Origin of the sequence: Pseudoxanthomonas sp. CF125, assembly GCF_900104085.1 — a bacterium.
Taxonomy (GTDB): Bacteria; Pseudomonadota; Gammaproteobacteria; order Xanthomonadales; family Xanthomonadaceae; genus Pseudoxanthomonas_A.
The window spans coordinates 271,402-285,397 of the sequence record NZ_FNLD01000001.1 but is presented as its reverse complement, the minus strand read 5'-3'; the positions used below and the strand labels follow the sequence as shown (position 1 = coordinate 285,397).

General features: G+C 54.0%; 9 protein-coding genes and 1 pseudogene. 3 read left to right on the top strand and 7 right to left on the bottom strand.

All coding sequences use genetic code 11. From position 1 onward, the window contains the following. The first annotated feature begins 24 nt into the window (after positions 1-24). Positions 25-591 carry a recombinase family protein gene (locus BLR66_RS01345; protein WP_093279838.1) on the top strand — a complete coding sequence of 189 codons (567 nt, stop codon included), beginning with the start codon at positions 25-27 and terminating at the stop codon, positions 589-591. Positions 592-1,151: 560 nt separating this feature from the next. Here BLR66_RS01345 and BLR66_RS01340 read toward each other — a convergent pair. The 4 genes from BLR66_RS01340 to BLR66_RS01330 all read right to left on the bottom strand — a co-directional run bounded on the left by BLR66_RS01340 (position 1,152) and on the right by BLR66_RS01330 (position 7,477). Next, entirely contained in the window at positions 1,152-1,358 is a 207-nt protein-coding gene (locus BLR66_RS01340; RefSeq protein ID WP_093279837.1) for a DUF4926 domain-containing protein, read from the bottom strand. Continuing rightward, positions 1,355-4,540 carry an RHS repeat-associated core domain-containing protein gene (locus BLR66_RS19350; protein ID WP_093279836.1) on the bottom strand — a complete coding sequence of 1,062 codons (3,186 nt, stop codon included), beginning with the start codon at positions 4,538-4,540 and terminating at the stop codon, positions 1,355-1,357. The genes BLR66_RS01340 and BLR66_RS19350 overlap by 4 nt, the downstream gene beginning before the upstream one ends. Positions 4,541-4,587: 47 nt before the next feature. Beyond that, positions 4,588-6,534 (bottom strand): hypothetical protein, encoded by a 1,947-nt coding sequence (locus BLR66_RS18760; RefSeq protein ID WP_143014517.1) that lies wholly within the window; start codon positions 6,532-6,534, stop codon positions 4,588-4,590. 595 nt (positions 6,535-7,129) lie between these two features. Beyond that, complete coding sequence (locus BLR66_RS01330; protein WP_093279835.1) at positions 7,130-7,477, bottom strand: helix-turn-helix domain-containing protein; 348 nt, start codon at positions 7,475-7,477, stop codon at positions 7,130-7,132. 991 nt (positions 7,478-8,468) lie between these two features. Here BLR66_RS01330 and BLR66_RS19345 point away from each other — a divergent pair. Next, positions 8,469-8,705 (top strand): annotated as a pseudogene (locus BLR66_RS19345) (energy transducer TonB); the annotation flags it as partial. A gap of 824 nt (positions 8,706-9,529) precedes the next feature. Here the strand turns inward: BLR66_RS19345 and BLR66_RS01320 are convergent. Together BLR66_RS01320 and BLR66_RS01310 are read right to left on the bottom strand one after the other, a co-directional pair. Next, complete coding sequence (locus BLR66_RS01320) at positions 9,530-10,150, bottom strand: hypothetical protein (protein WP_143014516.1); 621 nt, start codon at positions 10,148-10,150, stop codon at positions 9,530-9,532. A gap of 600 nt (positions 10,151-10,750) precedes the next feature. Continuing rightward, positions 10,751-11,833 carry a hypothetical protein gene (locus BLR66_RS01310; RefSeq protein ID WP_093279832.1) on the bottom strand — a complete coding sequence of 361 codons (1,083 nt, stop codon included), beginning with the start codon at positions 11,831-11,833 and terminating at the stop codon, positions 10,751-10,753. Positions 11,834-13,297: 1,464 nt separating this feature from the next. Here BLR66_RS01310 and BLR66_RS01300 point away from each other — a divergent pair. Beyond that, positions 13,298-13,645, top strand: coding sequence for a hypothetical protein (locus BLR66_RS01300; RefSeq protein WP_093279831.1), 348 nt, complete (start codon positions 13,298-13,300; stop codon positions 13,643-13,645). On the opposite strand, the gene BLR66_RS01295 is transcribed toward BLR66_RS01300, so the two are convergent. Next, a complete protein-coding gene (locus BLR66_RS01295) occupies positions 13,642-13,986 on the bottom strand; it encodes a hypothetical protein (protein ID WP_093279830.1) in 345 nt (114 codons plus the stop codon). The genes BLR66_RS01300 and BLR66_RS01295 overlap by 4 nt on opposite strands. Between the last annotated feature and the right edge of the window lie 10 nt (positions 13,987-13,996).

Genomic DNA, 13,996 nt, shown 5'->3' with positions numbered 1-13,996 from the left:
TCTAGACCTTCTGGGACAAGTCTTATGGAAATCGTTGGCTATGCCCGTGTCAGCTCGGCCGGACAGTCGTTGGATGTCCAACTCGATAAGCTCACCAAAGCGGGCTGCACCAAGGTCTTCAAGGAGAAGCGCTCCGGTAGGCAAGCAGAGAACCGCCCCGAGCTTTTAGCCTGTTTGGAATTCGTGAGAGAGGGGGATGTGCTGGTCATTAGCAGACTCGACCGCATGGCTCGTTCGGTGCTCGACCTAGCTAAGATTTCCGATCGTATGAAGCAGAAGGGAGTCAGCCTGAAGGTCTTGGACCAAGGCTTGGATACAACCACGTCCGAGGGACGATTGATGTTCTCGCTGCTGGGGGCCTTCGCTGAGTTCGAGGCGGATATCCGTATGGAGCGCCAAAGGGACGGTATCGCACTCGCACAGAAGAAAGGTATCAAATTTGGCCGCAAGAACGCTCTGAATGAGGCCCAGATGGCTCGTATCCGCTGCATGCGGCATGAGGATGGATTCAGTATCGAACAGCTGACAGAGCGCTTCTCTGTGAGCCGTAGCAGCGTATACCGCGCACTACAGGAGCCTGTCCATGGCTAAGTATGAAGTAACGCTGGGCAGAGCTGGTGGAGGATCAGGGACGATGGCCGTTGAGGTCAACGCAGCGACACCAGACGACGCACGCCGAATCGCTCAGGCTCAGTACGCCGGTTATGTCGCTCACGCCGTCCGGAGGGTGTCCAACTAGAACTGCGCCCGCTAACGAACGTCTCAGGCTTTGTCCTACAGCTCGAAGGGCAGTCGGCCGGATTACGAGCGCAGGGCCGTACCAGCAATCTGTACATCCCCCGGCAGCACGCCTTTGCACCAGCAGTGAATGCCACTCAGCAACAGGGCGCGACCCTGAGTAAGCCGTGAAGCTGGGTCGGGGGCATCCTCTTTAGGCTGAGCTGACTTTGAATGCTGTGTTCTTCGTAAGCATTCCGGCTATGCACGACGGGGACCTGTACCCAGGGATGGAGGGGCACGGCCGGTTCGCCAAGTGGGGTGACGCTTTGGAGGCCGCCGACGTAATGGCCGAAGACCGCCACGATGCGGCAGGCATCCCCACCTCAGTTGTGGTGGAAGTACGCAATCGGCAAGCGGCATCCTTGTTAGAGCTAACCCAGCTTACGGCCCTGGAGATTTTCTCCATCAACGGTCATCACTTCCAAGGTAGCCCCATGATCGTCCACGAATTCAACCTCATAGACTCCGCTCTCTTGATCCAAAACCAAGAGAATGGCGCCCATGGTCCCTGCTTTCACGTTCTGGCCCAGATCAACCCGGGCCACGACAACGTCATATTCGTCGAACTTTTTAATCATTGCTTTGCCGGAATGATTGTTACGAGCCTAACAACGTCGTCTTTACTCGATTTTATCCAAGCGGTGACGACTTCAATCTTCTTGCCATTGGCTCCGGTGATTGTGATTGATTGGTTGTATTTTGTTCCGTACTGGGTTACTCCGGTGCTAACCGCTTTCTTTGAGTCAAATACAATTTGCTTAGCCAGCCCACTCATATTTGCTCTGGTAAAGCCAAGGGCTTTCTCGAACCATTGAGCCTTCGCGCCACCAACGGCATGAGCAGGGTTGAGAAGATACCTGTCAAGCTTAGTGACCACACTGAGTCTTGTTAGACGGGCCGCCTGCGCAATCCGGAGGACACCCAGCAATCCAGTAGCGGCTCGCTCGACAGGTATGAATGAACCAGCAGCCTCTGCATATGGCTTTTCCGCGCGAGCAATGTTGTCTGGCACGTCCATTGGGCCGCAACCGGCTCGCTGGGCACATGCTTCATAGGCATCCTGATATTTGGATGCATAATCCAGGCCAGTGCGTCCATCCGGATCGGTGAACCTATAAGGATTGTTGTTTGCATACCAATACCGATTGAAGTTCGCCCCACTGCCACCGTTGGCAGTGACGGGATCAACGGACAAGAACCTTCCCAGCAATGAATCGTAATAGCGCTGCTGCATATACGTCAGCCCCGTCGCCGCATCCTGCACATGCCCTGTGAAGCCAATGCCCTCGTAGCTTGGCTTACCGATCGCCGCGCCGTACGGCTCCCAATCGGTTCGCTCTGTTACCTGACCGGCAGTGTTCGTCACGGCGACCGGACTGCCCAACGCGTCTGTATGGTGATACTTGGATGTGAAGGTACCTGCGTCCCAGTCGAATTCGCGGGTACCTACCAAACTTCCTGCCAGATAGACGTTTTCCACGGCGAGCGATTTGGCGGCGTACTCTTGGTACCAAAGCTGGCCTGCTTGACCATACAGGAAAAAGTCCACCCCGCCATCGGGACGCCAGCTCAATATCCGACGGCCGTAACCATCGTAAAAGTACCCTTCGCGCTCTTCCGCTTCGCGAAGGCGATTTCCGTAGTCGAAAAGATAACCTTGGCCGTTCTTATTCCTTAAATTTCCCTGCTGGTCGTAGCCCAGGCCTACCACGGTGGCCCCAGCCGTATTTTTAATGTTGGTCAGCTGGTTGCTTGTGGAGTCGTAAACATAATCGGCGTAGTCTTTCACCCCTGCCAGCTTCCATGACCTAATGTTATCTAGCGCGTCATAGGTGAAACGGTGCCATGTATCGCCGCCAAATACTCCTGACCCTACAGCGGTCAGCCTGTCTAGGCCGTCATACTGCATATGCCGATTGTAGTGCGCACCTCGCGCCACATCGTAGATGTCGCTGACGTTGCCGTTGGCATCGAAACGCGTATCCAGGCCCAGTACTCCGCCGCTGTCAGTGCTTAGGGCCGGCAGTTGACGAGCGTTCTGGGTCATCTTGTGCACGACGCCGTTGCCATACGTGAACTGCTTGATGGCGCCATTGGGGTAGTACTGCACTCCCGTAGCGAAGTTCCCCGCTCGGGTAGGCTGACCCAGGGCGTTGACGCCGTATTCCACATATAGGCCGTTGGGATACAGCTGCCCAAACATATGGGCGTTGCGGTTGTAGTCGTAATCGACGGGCCAACTATACCAGCCTGGCTGACTGAGCGTCTCGCGAGTCAACAGACGGCGCCTGTTATAGAAATAGTCATTGACGACAGTGTCCTGACCTTCGCTATTGAGGGTAACAATGCGCTGCGGCAAACCGTCAGGCGTATAGGTCCAGGTCTGATCGCCGTTATGGTCCGGAAACGTTAACGTCTTTATACGGTTGCGGACGTCATACGTGCGCAGGGCATAGTGCGCCATCTGCGGCGGGTTGCTTCCACCAGTAGGCGGTACTTCCATCGCTGTCATCGCAGGCTCGTCGCAGGGGCCCGGAGGGAACGCCGGCATACCAAAGTCGGTGCGAAGCAAGTTGCCGGCGTCATCGTATTTGTACAGCGTTGTTCCGGTCTCTGGTTCAATGCTCTTACAGAGCTGCTGATGACTGTCGTAGACAAGGTGCCGTTGCACCTGCAGGCTGCTGCTAGCATTGCGACGCGTAAGCGTCTTCGGTTTTCCAAACACGTCTCTGACGATATCGGTGTAAGCCCCTTCCGGATGGCTGATATTCACCGGCCAGTCGTAGGCCGGCTGGTCGTAGGCCATGTAGCTGGTCGTGGTCACCTGCCCCTTCGGATTAGTCACCCTCGTCTGGAACCCGTTTAAGTACTGCGTCAGCGTGGTAAGCACGTTGTTTGGGGCTGCCAGTTCGCTGTCCTGGCTTACCGCAGTCACCCGTCCAAGTGCGTCATAGCTGGTCCAACTGCCAGTAGTGGGGTTGTCGACCGTACTGGGATACGAGGCGAAAGTCACCCGTCCGTCGTGATCGTAGGCAAAGCGTTGGAAGCGCTGAGTAGCCGGAATATCTGCGTCGTCATACTCGCGCACCACCAACGGGCGCCATAGCGCATCGAAGTAAGTGATCTTGTAAGCGTTACCCGTGCTAACCGTTTGCCGCCAATGACCGGCAGGAACGCCGTACTCCGCCGTGGTAACCGGCTCAAAAATCTGCGCTGTAGCGTTCCAATCGGATGTATCGCATGCACCCCACTCGGTGATCGGCGGCTGCACTTCAGAGGTATAGACAACCCGAGCAGGCCGTCCCATTGGATCGTACTCGTAGCACGTCCTCGCTCCGGCTTCATCTATATGGGAATAAATAAGACCTTCGGCGTTAACTGCCGCCCTCTCTGTTGTGCCGTCCGCATATTCAATAGATTGGGGAATTCCCCGCATCCAGGCGCGAAATATCGTGCGATTATTGTTGCCGTCCAGAACGTGAGAGATGGTGCCGTCACTCGTATAATATCCAATCGTCTGCTGAAGCTTGCCGAAAGCATATGTCTTGGTCGGACTTGCTTTCCATGCGTACTCTGTCCGAGAAGTCTCAGTGCCATTGGTGGTGGTGCGCTTGACCTGACCGAGCACCCATAGGGAAAGGTCATCGTGGTACTCGATCGTCTCTGTCTTGCTGTAAGTTTGGGCCTGCGAGACCAAGGGCAACGCCAGTGTTAGCGTGTACAGCAGCAACCCAAGCATCGGCCGTCGTGCATAAATCATCGCCTAGTCCTCGTGTTTAGTAGAACGGAGTTCGAGAATGTTGCAGCTTATGGAGCTGGCGAACTACTTCTAGTGACACTGGTAGGTCTGGCTAAACTGTCGAGACAAGGCGCAGCACCGGTATCGGAGCAGTTGTTGTTGACAGCCCATTTGAACAGGGTGGATTGCACGATTTTTGTCGAGCTCAGTTTGGGCCGCATAAACGCTTGCGCATACCTGTTATTGGCATCGGGGTGATAACCGATGAGTTTTGGAAAGCCGGGGGTTGATGTTCCAACCGCGTATACATTGGTCTCATTAAGCGAGGTCTGCTGATTGGCGGTGCGGGTGTGGGCTAATAGCAAGCCTTCATCCACGCCAAACGTATTCCCAAATGTATAGTTATCGAAGGCGCCTTCCGGGTCGAGCACCTTGGTTCTGGAACTACCGGCAGCCATCGGTGCAAAGCCAATGTCAGACTGATAGTGATATTTCCAGATCGCCGGCAGCAGGCCTGAGCCAGTGATTTTCTTGCCGGTCAGGGCGAGTTGATAGTCACCTAGAAAATAACGCGGGGCGGTAGATGGCCTCGTGGTGCTCGGGAGATATGCCCCGGTTTGATAGCACGATTCCGGCACACCTGAGCGTCCTAGCATAACGCCGTCCACCCGGAATACTGCCCGCGCTCCAGAAGGCGCCTCTACCGTATATCCCGTGAAATCAGTATCGCCAACGGCGGTAGCGTCCGGATTGACGTGCTGGGTCCAGGTCAGGTCATAGCAGGGGCCAAAGATACTCAGTTGAAGATCACCGCGTCGGGCGGGAGGGTATGGATGTGAATCGCCCGAGTATCGCCAACTGGATGAATCTGGATTACGAACTTCAGACAAATTAATCAGCACTTGCACGGGCACTGTCGTAGTAGGTTCGGCGTAGATGTATGACCACGTACGTCCATTGGCAGTAACCGTACTTATGCGGCCGTCGATGTATCCAATGTCAATAACCCTGCCATCGCTCGATTGAATCTTATCGAGCTTTACCATCTCATTACTCTTGTTTGAATACGAGTAGGCAACCCAATTGCCAAATCTATCCTCTATCCGAGTTGGATACAGAGCTAGAGTCGCTTGCTGTAAAACAACCTCATCAGCTTGGTAATCGCAGCCATAGGGTGAACCACCGCACGGAATTAATTGAGTCGATTTCGAAGGCAAGTTGCTTTCCAGCGCTATCCAATCAAACCAGTATTTGTTTCCGTCGGGACGGATAATCAGATATCCCTCTCCCTGACCGAAAATTCGCTCTTCGGCAAGGGGACTTGCGTCGTTCTTATTCTTCAGCACCGCAATGCATGAAGCCACATCTTGGCTTGAGGTGATCCAGAAATAGGGCCCGCCCGTAGATGGAACAGGCATCAACCCACTGTTATAGAGAAGCAGTCCGGAACTCCCATCCGGATACTGAACGGTTGGCGGATTCCAGAACATGTGCGCTCTAAAAGTTTCTGGGTACTGCGAGCTTGGAGGAGGCTCTATCTGGTAGGAAGTCGCAATGGAACAGTTTTTGGTAGGCCTGCTTGCGTCCCCGCTTATCCACCCAACCAGTGCGTCGAATGTACCTTGGATTTTCGGCAGTCCAATAGCCCAGTCGCCCAAGCGAGTCGCTGGATAGGTGAAAGTCGAACCACTGAGTTGTTTTTTTGAGTCTGTTGCAACGAGTGTTCGCCTGAACTCGACCGCGAGATCATCATTCCCGACTAAATCTACGTCGACTACGTTGAATGAAAGCGAGCCACTTTCGAGGCTGTGCTGTTCCCCAAACTGATTTCCTGCAGTTATATTGTTGCGATCCTGGCGTTTCAGCAAAGTATCGTAACGAAGATCAACCCCTTGCAGGCTCGACTGAGCAAAACATGGCACGGAAGCGACTAATGCGCCGAGACCAACGAAACATAGAACACCCGTCCACTTGATTGATCCATGAGTTTTAAATTTTGTTGAGCTATTTTTCATGACTTTCCTTAGTGTGGCGTCCCAGAGATAACCCTGCCGAATCGGGCGAGATTGGCGAGTACTGAGTCCATCAATGTGGCCCAAGCGAATAGTTTTGTTTCTCAATCTCCCAGGAACGTCGAGAGATACAGGCTTGCCAACCTGTTTCTCTCATCGGAAAATTCACTCTGCCCCTATTGCCGACTTTTAACGCTCTGGCTGCCCTTGCTGCCCCTGTATTCGTAGACAAGCGAGATGACCCCGCCACTTCGCATGCTGGGGTGGCATTAGATTGCTCCCCATCCCCGAGAACCCAGCCACGGCCGGAATTCTCAGATGGATATACCTTGCTATTGAGCTGGAAGCAATTACCTCCACGCAAGTGATAGCTTGATCACACCAAGATGAGGCGTAGCCCGGGTATTTGGGTGTGCCGGTGTGAATTATTTACGTTGTTGTAACCGGGCGGACTCGGAACGATGGCGGGGGCAGGGCTCCGAGGAAGGACTTTTTCCACCGCTCGCGCCGAGAGGGTGGCTGAGTTGGAGGGCAACCACGGACCTCTGCCCCGGTACGTCGCCCCATTCGGTTCGGAGCATCTACTGGATTGCGGGAGCTACTTTTCCGGCTTCAACAATTCAAGAAAGGCTTCCTGCCTTCGGGGCGATAGTGCCCGATAGCGAGTGAGCAACGCCCGCTCTTGAGGATTACGGGCCTTTAGCTCCGAGGTAGCCTCATTTTCATGACGAGGCCCGCTGCCGCCCCCTACTCCGCAGACCAACTCATCTAAAGAAAGCCCAAGCGCATGACGGAGTTCTGGAAGAACCCGGAAGCTCGGTGTCTCTCGCCCGTTCTCCCAAGCCGACACGGATGCTTTCGTAAGCCCGACCGAAAAGCCAAGTTGTTCTTGCGTCAAACCAGCCGCAATACGTGCCGCCCGAAGCCTGTCTCCAAAGCTCTTCATATCCTATAGGCCAATAGAAGTCGGCCCACCAAAATATGGCGAGTCCACACATCTGTCGTGTGGCTATGCCATACTCTATTGGTACTGATATTCCATACTACATTTGTACGGACTTACAGAACCAGTCAGACGGGGAGCGTGTATGCAAGAAGCTACTTATGCCTTCTAGCCAGTGTCTACAAGGGGAGACAACAGCGCGCACGCAGATAAGCCGGCCAACTTATGGGGAATGAAAATGAAAAGGATACCTACCGCACTCCTCCTTGCTGCAAGCCTTACGAGCTGCGGCGGAGATCAGATGACTAGCAGCGATATTAGAGAAGGCGCGCCGACGTTGAATGAGGAGGAAGCAGTCGTGTTCAAGGCTTTCCCTGATCCCCAAGGATTCGTTCGAACGTGGAATCTCTTGCACGGCGATAACGTAATAGACGGCCAGTTCGACCAGTCCAAGAGCATGTCGTCGATTCGGTTGGCAGATGGCCTAACGCGCATAACCTACATGACGGCGACTCATCCCAAGATCGCGGGGGCAAGCTTCAGCATCCATCCGCGCATTCATCCGTTCACCGGTGCAATGCCCCCCGGCACGGACGAGGAAATGATGTCGAGCGCGATGTACGAATCGTGTACCCATCTCTTCTCACTGTTCGTACCAACCGAACGAAGCTCAGAGTTGACCGAACAAATCATGTCAGATGTCTTTGCTGAGCAACGAGAAGTAGAAGCTTTCGGTTACAACTTCTATTACAACGAAGGATGCTGGGTTAGCAAAAAGGGTACGGGGATATTTCGGCAGGAAGGCCAGTCGAATGAACGCGCCCATGCAACCAATGAGCTTCAATCGCTGAAGCAAGAACAGGACGCCAGAATTGCAGCAATCCGGGGCATGGCATCAAGCAGTGCTGAAACTGTTGCTCCCATAAACGCTAACACGGTCACCTCACCCAAAAAGGTTCTGTCGGACGGCCCTGCGAAGATACTGTCAGCGCCACCGGCGAAGTATCCGCCCGCCGCCGCAAGGGCTGGTATCTCAGGTGAGGTAGAGGTGCAAATTGACCTCGACGGCTCTGGAAACGTTACGAACGTGTCCATTTCAAAATCGAGCCGTAATCGAGACCTTGATCGCTCCGCTATGGACGCGGTGAGGAAGTGGCACTTCTCCCCCAACATACTGGGCGGAGTCGGAGTGGCAGGGCGGATGCGCACTACCATCAGTTTTGATGTCAATTCAGCATCTGCTCCGGTTCCCAGCGTTGAGAGCAGCACGAGTGCAGAGACCGCGATTGCCGATGATACGACAGACGCAGCGGCGGAAGCCGACTAGGCCAGCATGCCATCGGCTGAGCTATTCCTACGGGACAAAGTGCAACCTATCTGCGCCCTAAGAGGACGCTACGACCACAGGAGTGAAGTATGCCTAGCGAAGTCACTGTAGAAATGTCTTTGCAGCCCTGCACAAATTGCGGGCATCCAATTAGCAGGGCTGCAACAGCCTGCCCTGCTTGCAAGGCATCTGCCAAGAAGATCGCCGAAGAACAGATTGAGGAAATAGCTTTCCCTCAGCCGCCTCAACTTCCCGGGACAGCAGTGGCACCTATGCCTAGTCAAAAGGAGGCGGAGATTCGTGAACGACTGCGCAAGCATCAGAGGCACTCGCATTTAACATGTCTTGAGTGTGGCTACAGTGGACTCATGGGTGTGGAGTCTGCCGTCGTTCCGTTCTACGCGTCTTGGTGGTTCGGCATCACAGTTGCGTTTGTACTAGCCTTCCTTGGTTCGCTTGGATTTGGCGCGTTTGGAGGCCTCAGCGGACTCGTCGTTTTGATCTTCTTCTTTTGGGCCACGCGCGGCATGGCGATTAAGCCGGTACTTCGTTGCCCTAGCTGCGACAGAGCCATTACCCCAACTGAGACTGGGCTTGTATAGCGCCGGGCAGGGATCACTCGATGTTCCTGACTTTCAGATTCTCAAGCACATAAAGGCTGCGGGATTGCCAGTGACCGTGCCACAGGAGCCAACCCGAGCAGGGGCCGGGATAGGGACGATGGTCCATTAGGACTCAGCGTCAAAGTCCTCGTATTGAGCCGAGCTAGATAGACCCTCCCCGTCAATGGTCATTCCCCCCGACTCTGGTAATCCTGCGAGGACTTCCATAAAGTTCGACGAGGTATAGGCCTCCCCAACTCGCAGGGCGTCTTGGTGCATTGGAACTCTGAATGGAACTACCAAACTCGGTTCAGAACCCGCACTCGTCAGTACCAACGCTCCAAGATGTCGCGACCTCGCGTCAAGGATGCTGGCCTCATAATTGTCAGAGATTTCCATGCCGTCAATTTTATCAATCACGGTGGAAATTACGTTCGCTTCGCCGGTCTGATTGTAGGAATCAATGATCAGCTTTCTGGCATTCTCATGCGTTATTGTGAATCCGACCGTCTGCCCACCTTGGGCAATTTGGTAATGCTGCAAGCCAGTGGCATGCAGCAGTTCCTTGATATCACTTACAAAGGGAAGCTCAGCAGTCTCTGCGAACGCAACGACAGGAAAGTTCTCGTGAACCTCAAGAGGACTCTCATATGCTCCAAAAGATACGATCGTATCTGAGAGAAAGTCCCCCAGCTGAGACGCAACTTGCTTCTGCATACCAGTTGGAATATCACGAAGTCGAGCCATCGGAAGCTACCTTATATTCATCCAAGTGACAGACCAACGCCCCTGCCCCAACCCATCTCTGAGATGGTCGGCAGTTACCCATCCCTCCATACCATATAGCACGGGTGCTGGGTCCAAGACATAGAACTTAGTTGCATCCGCGTTAACACCAGTGACGAGCACCACATGGCCGGACCTACCTGTCGTAATTCCGCACTGTACCGGACCGTCATTGAATATCTCACCAGCCAGTGCTTCAGCACTAATCGAGCTATTGACCTGCATAGCGCTGAACCCCAACGAATGCCAAAGTGCAGTTATCTTTGTGGCGGGAATTCCTTTGTCGCAATTGGGACCTGCAGGTCCGGAAATACAACATCTCTGAGAGAGCTGAACCGATGCGTGGTCACATTGCCCGGTAGCCCCGCCTCGTTCGCGCCGATCCTCGACCATAAAAGCACAAGCCGCCCAGCACCAGTTCTGAGCGCGTTGCGCCGCCAGCACAATGCCAAGTTGCGCTTGAGTTCCCCCAAAAATAACGAGTGGGTTCACGGCCAACGGAACAACTTCGTAGTTGGAGCTTCTCAACGGCATTTTCTTCTCCGTCAACTATGAAAACGTCTACTCAACTACACTCGTAGTAATGCTAATTTCTGAAGTAGTAGCTTTATGAAGCCGCCCTAGATCGAGGCTGGCCTTTTCCCCGAGACGAAACGCGTTGATACCTTGGAGTCCGTCTCCGGGCACAAGGAACGCAACGTTCACTAAGCCCGTGTAGTAAAGATGAGCCTTTCCATTCTTATTGAATAGGCGCGATGTGGTAATAACGTAGCCGGTAGGCTTTACTGCGGACACGTATAGCACGCCACCACCATCATTTATGGCTTTCGACATCTCGATAAGCAATGCTATCTGCGCGGCGGGAGATATCCCCGATTCACCCGGCTTTGAGAGCGCCGCCACTATCGTGTCCGTGGCCGCAATGAACTTTGCATATGGAGAATCCGCTTTGGAGTCACCTTGAGAAATTACGTTTCTCAGGCTAGATAGGCTTTGAAGACACTTTCCAAAATCGGATTTACTCTGCATGTATAGGTCAAGTCCATCGATGTAACCAGTTCCCAGCTTCTTTCTAATGGCGAGTTTTAGTCCAATCTCATTTGCATCCAGTTCGTTGCTACCGATGGAGTAATCAGTACGAAAGAGACCCACAAGACCCTCCACGGCGCCCGCTATGGCTAGCACGGAAGCCATCGTCAAGGAACCAAATGTCGCCTGTGGGTCCGGGGGACTCGAAGGACAATCAATTGACTGATACTTCGGATCGAGCTTTTTTGCGAGTTTGTTTCCTTCTAAAACCAAGTCTTCTACTTGCAGCTTCACCTGCTCAGCAGTGGAAATGAGTATCCCCAGATTTGGCCTTCCAGTAATTACCAGATTCTGAGGTTTCTTGATTGTCGTCGGTATGCTTATAAGTTTCGCGAGATTTTTGTAAGCATCTGGTTGCAACACCAACGCCATGTTTCCTAGTTTGTCGGCGTTCGTAATTGCTCCGGTTTTCGGTGTAGCTGGCTCACCGTAGCGAGCCTTGGCTTTCTCGTTACTTGCGTTCAACGCCTCAGTCTCTGTCGGCTTCTTATCTTCTGCGCGGGAATTCTTTGGCAACATGATTGTTAACGCCAATAGAGTCAGGATGGCTGCCATGGTTCTGGCAGGCGGATTGCATAACCCACAAGAAAGCCGGGCTGGCATAAGCATAAAAACTCCCCTTCATGTCGTTCGTCAGTAGGAGCGCCCCCCCAAAGCGCCGAATGAACCTTGTTCATTTGGACTGCATGGCAACAAACCCAAAACTGCCAGAAGTAGAGCGGTCTTCTCTGGCACTAAACTTGTGAACCGCCCCCTCTTAATGATTTCCGAGAGCTAATCTGCGCTCGCACCAGCTCCGCGGCGGCAACCCTCTGATGTCTCTCCACGTCATATTGCTACAGCTATATCAGCCCAGCCGCAACGTAAATAGTTCACACCTAAATGTGACCAGTCCGGACCTGTCCTGTCCAATAGTCGACAGCACAATGGTTCTACAACGAACCACGAGACGTTTCGCGCCTTGTCGAAGTGAACGAGGACCTTGCTCGCCTGCAAAATGCGCTAGCCAATCTATGAGATGCCGAGGCGGAGTTTCGCGGTTGAGCTGCACTCCATCCACCTATAGGCATCCTTGTGGATTGCCCCTGCTGAGCCGAAGTTCTGTTCTTCCTCAGATACCTCGCTGAAAGTGTCTGTCGCCGGCTTGCTACCTAGTCCGCTCAGGACTATGGTGGGTCCGCGGGATGGGGGCTGCTATGACGCGTTGCACAGCCATTATTGGCTGCACTCGATTTCTCAGGTTTATTTTCGCGGCTGCTGTACTGGCAGCGGTGACCGATGTGGCTGCTCAAGTGCACGTCAAGGGCTACACACGCAAAGACGGTACCTATGTGGCGCCCCATGTCAGAAGCTCACCCAACTCCACTACTAGCGACAACTACAGTACACGTGGGAACTACAACCCATACACCGGCAAGAAGGGGTCTATTAATCCTAATCCCGTGCCAGCATTCGCTCCCTACTATGTTCCAACTCCGTTACCGTATCTCGGAACCAGACCCACCACACTTGAAGAGTCGCGTGCTGCAACTACTTCGGACAGCGCCAGCGGTCAGCGTTCCGTTGAGTCTCTCGATCTCCGCGGCGGAGTAGTTCTAACAAACCGGCTGGCTGGGCTACTAGCCCTTCAGGAACAACTGAAAATCGCCATCGCCGCAGAGCGGTCAGCAATCGCTGCTCAGCAGCGCCGGGCGGTGATAGCCGACGACGCCGGCGGCGTGTGGAAGTGCATAGGATTTGACGGTGTTACTCACTACTTAGCCTATCCTCGCGCCGGGTGTGAACAGCTTTCTCCATCTCGCCCATCTGCGAATGCGGCCCCAACTACGCTGTCGTGGCAGACCAGTGGCACATTTGGAGGTTACCCATGCAGTGTTGATTGCAGTGGCCACGAGGCCGGTTACCAATGGGCCAATGACAACGGAATCACCGACCCCGACGACTGTACAGGCAATTCACAGTCTTTCATCGAAGGGTGCGAGACGTGGGTCGACGAGCAATAGCCCGTGAGGAAAAGACATGATTGATGTCACCAAAGGAGCCGACGCCACCAAGAGCAAGAAGTGGCCATGGGCCGCCGGGCTGCTAGCGGCCGCTTTTGGGGCCTTCTACCTGTTCTGCGGCTTCTACTCAGTGCAGCCTATAGGTGCGCTGCCAGAGGGCGTTACGGCCGTCGTATGGCGAGAGAGCGGCGAGCCGTTCTTCAACTCTGCCGATGCGTTGTGCCTCGAACGCGCCGACGGGGTTTCCCTCTTATGCAGGGGAATGGCCATGGCGCAGGCCCCAACCGACCGAATCATACTCCGCCTGCCTTACTGGCGATTCGCATACCTAGAATCCACCGATGGTCGAGAGTACGACCGTTAATAAGTCGCCGTAACCGGCAGCAACTCGTCTTCACCGCTCATTCCGAGGTATGTGGCGAGCTTAGCGTTGATGGCCCGGACGAAGTCTAGGACTGTGACACTGTGCTGGCCAGCCCCGTCAGGTTGCAGACAGGCAGCTATGGACAGCGCAGTGGCTTTCTCATCACTAGACATCAACTCGCAGTCCTTTATGTGCCCCGCATTGCAATGGATCAAGAATAGCTCGACGTCGGAATCCACATCGTTTGGCGCAGCGGGGGCACTTGATGTGTCGCGTGGGGTTTGCACGCTCTGTTTGAGACTGTTTTCCAGTAGTGCCAACTTCAATGGTTTAATCTTCATGCTGTACGAT